The organism is Desulfofundulus sp. (assembly GCF_049701015.1).
In the GTDB taxonomy this organism is placed as follows: Bacteria; Bacillota; Desulfotomaculia; order Desulfotomaculales; family Desulfovirgulaceae; genus Desulfofundulus.
In genome coordinates this window covers 1-6,427 of the sequence record NZ_JBNATZ010000147.1, presented here as the reverse complement: position 1 = coordinate 6,427, position 6,427 = coordinate 1, and the positions used below count along the sequence as shown (strand labels likewise).

The 6,427-nt window shown below is 48.0% G+C and carries 8 protein-coding genes and 1 tRNA gene; all 9 read right to left on the bottom strand.

Translation table 11 applies throughout. The features are described from left to right. The coding region (locus ACPLUI_RS09625) for a branched-chain amino acid ABC transporter permease (RefSeq protein ID WP_424660047.1) at positions 1 to 699 on the bottom strand (699 nt) is incomplete at its 3' end. A gap of 74 nt (positions 700 to 773) precedes the next feature. After that, entirely contained in the window at positions 774 to 1,943 is a 1,170-nt protein-coding gene (locus tag ACPLUI_RS09620; RefSeq protein WP_424660046.1) for an ABC transporter substrate-binding protein, read from the bottom strand. A gap of 302 nt (positions 1,944 to 2,245) precedes the next feature. After that, positions 2,246 to 3,076, bottom strand: a complete 831-nt coding sequence (locus ACPLUI_RS09615; protein WP_424660045.1) for an MTAP family purine nucleoside phosphorylase — start codon at positions 3,074 to 3,076, stop codon at positions 2,246 to 2,248. A gap of 4 nt (positions 3,077 to 3,080) precedes the next feature. Further along, entirely contained in the window at positions 3,081 to 3,821 is a 741-nt protein-coding gene (locus ACPLUI_RS09610) for a class I SAM-dependent DNA methyltransferase (RefSeq protein ID WP_424660044.1), read from the bottom strand. A 62-nt stretch (positions 3,822 to 3,883) separates the two neighbouring features. Then, positions 3,884 to 4,525, bottom strand: coding sequence for an adenylate kinase (locus tag ACPLUI_RS09605; RefSeq protein ID WP_424660043.1), 642 nt, complete (start codon positions 4,523 to 4,525; stop codon positions 3,884 to 3,886). 132 nt (positions 4,526 to 4,657) lie between these two features. Beyond that, positions 4,658 to 4,735, bottom strand: a tRNA-Pro gene (locus ACPLUI_RS09600). Between the two features lie 37 nt (positions 4,736 to 4,772). Beyond that, positions 4,773 to 5,420 carry a DUF3786 domain-containing protein gene (locus tag ACPLUI_RS09595; protein WP_424660042.1) on the bottom strand — a complete coding sequence of 216 codons (648 nt, stop codon included), beginning with the start codon at positions 5,418 to 5,420 and terminating at the stop codon, positions 4,773 to 4,775. A gap of 20 nt (positions 5,421 to 5,440) precedes the next feature. After that, complete coding sequence (locus tag ACPLUI_RS09590; RefSeq protein ID WP_424660041.1) at positions 5,441 to 5,872, bottom strand: hypothetical protein; 432 nt, start codon at positions 5,870 to 5,872, stop codon at positions 5,441 to 5,443. Further along, positions 5,845 to 6,147 (bottom strand): hypothetical protein, encoded by a 303-nt coding sequence (locus ACPLUI_RS09585; RefSeq protein WP_424660040.1) that lies wholly within the window; start codon positions 6,145 to 6,147, stop codon positions 5,845 to 5,847. The genes ACPLUI_RS09590 and ACPLUI_RS09585 overlap by 28 nt, the downstream gene beginning before the upstream one ends. Positions 6,148 to 6,427: the final 280 nt, after the last annotated feature.

Sequence of the window (6,427 nt, the reverse complement as noted above, 5' to 3'; positions counted from 1 at the left end):
TACGGCGGCGGTAAAGGCCTTTAATCCTGGCATGATACCCATGAAGGGGTGAATTTGGGGGTAGGCGATGGCGTATAAAACACCTCCCAGGGCGGCAAAGGCCGACCCGATGGCAAAGGTAATGGATATGGTCGTATCTACATTTACGCCCATAAGACGGGCAGCATTATGATCTACAGCCACCGTACGCATGGCCATGCCGGTTTTTGTATGATAAATCAGTATCTGGAGTAGAATAAGCATGAACACAACAATTACAAAAACAATTACTTGAATATTGGTGATGGAGAGGCCGGCAATGTTCCAGTGTACTTCAGGAAAAGGTCTCGGCACAACCCGGTAATTGGGGCCAAATACGAACTTAAGGCTGCTGAAGTACTCTAAAAAGAGCGATACACCAATGGCGCTAATGAGGGCGGCAATTTTCGGGGCGTAACGCAGAGGACGGTAAGCCACCCGTTCAATGATAACACCAAGCAGGGCACAGGCCACCATGGCAGTAAGTATGGCCACCGGTAAGGGCAGGCCCCATACAGCAAAGCCAAAGTAGCCGAGAAAAGCTCCTACCATAAAGACGTCACCGTGGGCGAAGTTAATCAGCTGCACTACTCCGTAAACCATCGTGTAACCCAGGGCAATGAGTGCGTACATGAGTCCCAGTTGTAAGCCATTCAACACCTGTTCCAGGAAATGCTCCATCTACTAAACCTCCTGAAGTCAACCAATTTGAATGCGGGGAGGGGTTTCCCGCCTCCCCGCTTCCTGTTGCTGTTTTAATTAGGCTTGAAGGCCGTAACGAACTTTTGCTTCCCACCCTCAATTTTGAGTATGGTTACCGGCTTAATCGGGTTCCCGTTCTCATCGAAGGAAACTTTATCGCCGCTTACAATGGAAAAGTCCTTGGTGTTCTGCAAAGCTTCTTTGATCTTGGCCGGGTCGTCGCTGTTGGCAGTCTTAATAGCATTAAGCAACAGGTTTGTAGCGTCATAGGTTAAAGTAGCGAAGGCGTCGGGTTCCTGACCGTATTTTTCCTTGAACTGCTTAACCCAGTTTTGTACCTGTGGCCTGGGATCCTGGGCGGAGTAGTGGTTGGTGAAATAACCACCCTCCATGGTCTTGTAGTCCAGGTCGCTGGAGTCCCAACCGTCACCACCGATAAATACGGCCTTGATGCCTTTATCCCTGGCTTGTTTGCCAATCAGGCTAACTTTCTGGTAATAATCCGGCAGGTAGAGAATATCGGGATTTTTTTGGGCAATGTTTGTGAGTACTGCGGAGAAATCAGTGTCATTCTTGGCATACGCTTCCATGGCCAGTACCTGTCCACCGCCGGCCGTAAAAGCTTGCTTGAAGTTATTGGCCAGGCCAATTGTATAGTCGTTACCCTGGTCATACAGGATGGCAGCAGTTTTTAGCTTGAGTTTTTCGAGGGCAAACTTGGCCGCCACAGTCCCCTGGGTAGGGTCAATGAAGCAGGCCCGGAAGATATATTCTTTACGTTTGCCGTCGTCTACAGTAACCTTGGGGCTGGTGGCCGTACCGGTTATCATGACCACTTTGTTATCGTTGGCAAACTTAGAAATGGGTATGGTGGTCAGGGAAGTAAGGGAACCTACAATGGCCTTGACACCATCCTGGGTGATTAATTTGGTGGCAACGTTAACAGCTTCTGTGGCGTCGTTACGATCATCTGCTTTTACGGGTTGAATTTTAAAATTTCCTGCCTTGTAACCAGCTTGTTCCAGAGCCAGATCGAAGCCTTTTTGGGCTGATTCGCCAAAAGTCTTGACATCGCCGGTTAAAGGTGCAATAAATCCAATTTTGATTACCTTTTCACCCGAGGCGCCCTGAGTCTCCGTTTTGCCCGGGCTACCGCAACCCGTAGCAATCAGAGCCAAACTGAGCACTACGACTAAAAGAATAGACCATAACTTTTTGTACACGAGTAGTAACCTCCTTCTAATTCAAAGCTGGTAAACACCTGTTTCCTGGTCGGGATGCCACCCCCTTATTTTTAAAGTCTTTTAATTTTTAACTTAAACAGTAAGCTAATTCCACAAAATTCTTTAAAATCCTTTCAAGTTTGCCTTTTTAGGAAGGCAAAATTTTTGGAGCGCCTTTATTGGCGCCCCATCTTTTCCGGAGATTTCCGGGAGATATACCTGGTTTTTCCTGATTTCCACCTCCTTATAGTTCATTACACTAAAACTTATATTAAGTGCATCCTGTGTTTTTGTCTGGTAATTTATTCCTTAAGTAAAGTGGGGTGACGTAGGTCGGCACAACCACATTCCTGCCTGGCATCGATTTGGCGCATTGCTTCAAGGAGAATATTTCCCATACGGCTCGCTTCATGATAAAAAATGTCGGTCAGTTCCTGGTGCTCCCAATCTCTGATTACACCTTCAGCGTAATTGGTCACTATATCCACCCGGCCGTAACAGGCACCAATTTCCCTGGCCAGATATACTTCGGGACACATGCTCTGTCCGACTATGTCGGCTCCTAAACGCCCCAGCATAATTATCTCGGCCGGGCTTTCAAAATGGCGTCCATCGGTAACGGCATAAATTCCCCGGTCAAAGATGCGTTCTTTTCCCCAGGAACATTTTTCAGCCGCCTGGAGGAGAGCGTTTCGCAGGACGGGACAAACGGGTTGGCGCATCGTGAGCAGGAAATCACCATCGAGGCCAACATCTTTACGCATGGAAAAGTCCAGATAATCTGAAGCAACCAGAATGTCCCTGGGCTTGAGCAAATGGTTTATAGCTCCTACTCCGCCCTCGGCCAGAATTTTCTTGACACCTGCTTCCCGGAGCACCCAGAACAATTGTTGGGAGGCTTTACCCCGACTTACTCCCCTGCGCCAGCCGTGCATTCTTACAGTTATTACTTTTTTCTCTGCGATAGTAAAAAGCTTTAAAGAAGGACTATCTCCATAAGGCGTAGGAAAAATCAGGTTTTCAGCCAGAATTTGGACATCGGGGGCATTCAGGTCTTGAGGGAAATTTATACTAAAGGTACTGGATCCGCCAATGACGGCAAATTCCACCCTTGGAATATCTACTGCATACATGCAATCAACTCCTTTGGGCAACATAAAAATGACGCCGGCTTTCTGCCTGAATGGGTTTAAAGGAAAAAGCGTCGTAGGAAGCGAGGAGTTTAAGTTCCGCGGCCTGTAAGGCCCGATGTACCTGGTCCGGTGTATAGCCGTACTCCCGGTGTTGTTCTGTAAATTTGTAATAGCATTCCCCGTTCTTGATAAAGGCGGTGATTTTGATCTCCCAGCTGAAGTTGACGGAACTGTAACAACTCTGCCAGATGAGGGTGAAATCCTGCTCATCTATTATACATACTTCCGGCCTGGTTCCAGTCAACCACTCAATGGCATTTAAATCAAAAATGAACAGTCCTCCTGGCGTCAGATTTTCTTTTACCTGTTTAAAGGTTCTCATCAAATCCTCATAGTTCGCCAGATAATTTAAACCATCATGAAAGCAAGTGATTAAGTCCACAGGTTTCTCTAGTTGAAAAGAGCGCATGTCGGCGGTGAAAAAATTTACTGCCAATCCCTGCTTGGCCGCCTTCTCCCTGGCAATGTTCACCATGTCCGGGGAGAGGTCCAGTCCCATGACCTGGTAACCCCTGCGGGCCAGAGGTAGAGTTGTATTGCCTGTACCACAGGCGAGATCCAGGATCGTACGAGGGTAATGGTTAAATCGCTTAAGTATTTCTTCCAGGTAATTTGCCCAACTTTCGAAGTCCACTCCGGTTACTAAAAGATCGTAAATTTTGGCCAGACCAGCATAACACTGCATAACCATTCCCTTTCATTAAAAATAATACCCCCGGTGAGATTCCGGGGGCTTTAAACAGTTTGTTATTTAAGGCTGGCCAGAATGTCTTCCAGCACTTTTTTAATTTCCTGGTCGCCGTTAATATTCTTGAGCAGCCCCTTGCTGGCATAATAATCAATTAGAGGTTGGGTTTGGGCTTCGTATACATCCAGGCGGTTGGATACAGCTTCTTCGTTGTCATCGCTACGCTGGTAGAGCTCTCCCCCACAGCTGTTGCATTTTCCTTCCACCTGGGGAGGATTGAAGAGAATATGATAACTGGCCCCGCAGCTGCGGCAAACCCGTCGGCCGGTGAGACGAGCCATAAGCTTGTCCCGGGGTACGGCGATGTTAATCACTGCATCAAGCTGGATACCCATGGTTTGGAGAGTGTCATCCAGTGCCTGTGCCTGGGCCAGGGTCCGTGGGAATCCGTCCAACAGAAATCCCTTTTCACAGTCTGGTTTTTGCAAACGATCTCGTACCATCCCTACGACTACGTCATCGGGAACCAGTTCGCCCTTATCCATATATTCCTTGGCTTTTTTCCCCATTTCTGTTCCTTCTTTAATTGCTGCCCGGAACATATCCCCCGTCGAAATGTGCGTAATATTAAGTTCTTTTACCAGCATTTCAGCCTGCGTACCCTTCCCGGCTCCTGGTGGCCCCATAATTAAAAGTTTCAAAGTCATCCCCTCCTGAAAGAACCGTAATCAATTAATATAAATTATAGCATGGATTACCTGCCAGGGAAACAGGTTTATCAAAGCTAAAAACAAAACCCGGGCAACCCCCGGGTTTTTATTACCGAAAAATACTGGTCGGGATGACAGGATTTGAACCTGCGACCTCACGGTCCCGAACCGTGCGCTCTAGCCAAACTGAGCTACATCCCGCCCGCAAGGAATATTATCCTATAAGATTTGCGAAAAGTCAAGGATTTTTCCCAAGCCAATCTATGGCCTGCCATCCCGGTTGAATAAAAGATATGAGTTTGTGCGCCAGTTCTACACCCAGTACCCAGAGAGCAGCGGTGGTTAAATGGGTGGGGGCAATGGCGTCAAAGAGAATGTTGGCTCGGGGCGGGAATTCTTCGTCGCCCGCCCAAATAACAACAGCCAGAGGCAGTTTGGGCAGAGCCAGAATTTCAGCACCCGCATCTCCCATATTGATTGGATTGCCTCCCAGTTGCCTGATGATGCTGTGAAAATCCTCAAGTCTGGTGCCAAATGTTTTTGCCAGTGGTATAAGTGCCTCGTTATGAAAGGGGGCATGATGGTGGGCACCATCTGGTAATTCGAGGAAGGACAACCAGCGTCCTCGCGGAGGTAAACCGCTGGCTGAGCACAGATATTGCAAAATAAGCGTGCGGTCATTGTATGGTACTACCCCGGGGGGTCCCTGCTTGTGCACATTTCCAGCCAGATCAATTTCGTAAATCTGACCGAAATAACGCAACAGGAAAGTCTTTTTCTGATTATCAAAGGAGGCACCTGTACGTAAAACCACGGCTTCTGGCTCCCTGGCCAGGGATACAAAATTTCGTACTGCTTTACTCAGTGCATTAAGCTGTGTACCCATAGTCCCACCTCCATAGTTTTTCAACGTCCGCTAAGGTAAAGGACTACGGCTGTAATGATCACTACCAGAAAAAGAACCATGGAAAGACCGCCAAAGTTTGTAAGTACCTTCAGGCGAATACCCTCGTTTTCTGCCCGTTCTCGCACGCTTTTATAGACCTGCAACCGGCCAATTACGTCCATTACGAGGCTATCGGCGAGATCAGGGTCGCCTCCTTTTGCCAGGAGGCTTTGGACGGTGGTTTCCATCCATTTCTGTTTTTCTTCTTCACCCAGGACTTCGTATTTTTTCCGTAAAAAGAGCTTGAATTCTTTTTCTCTCGGTTTTAAATGCTCGAAGTAAATACGCCTTTCCATGCGGGAGAGTTGCTGTATGTTTTTCTCCAGCAGGGCAACCTCATGTTCGCTGAGATGGAACTGTTTACCTATGGCATCAGCAAATTCCTGGGACAAGATATTCCCACTCCTTGGCCCGTGATCTTCTCATGAGTAATTTTTCTGCAAACTTTGGTCCATCTCCTCTCGTTCTTTTTAAATAACTTTTCTCTTCGTGGAAATAGCTGATTTTCCGCTTTCAGCAGATCCCTCAGTTTTAAACCCCAAGGGGTGGTGCTGCCCCAGAAACTGGGGAGTACTGGTTCCGTACCTTTTACAAATGCTGCCTTGATTACCCGGGAACTGAAAGGGGTGGCACGCAATCCATCATCAGCAGAAATATCAACGAACACGATATCTTCAGGTACCGGGAAATCTTCCCCGGGTTCATCCCGTAGCGCCTCAGTCATGAACCTGGCCCAAAGTGGTGCGGCGAGCTGGCCTCCGGTAGTCCCTACTGATTTTGATTTATTGTCATAACCAATATATACTGCAGTTACCAGTTGCGGGGTATACCCGATAAACCAGGCATCCCGGAAATGGTCAGTGGTTCCGGTTTTCCCCGCTGCCGGCCTATCAAGGAGTGCACCGGCCACTGCTGCCGTACCTCCTGGTTCAAGTACCCCTTTCAGC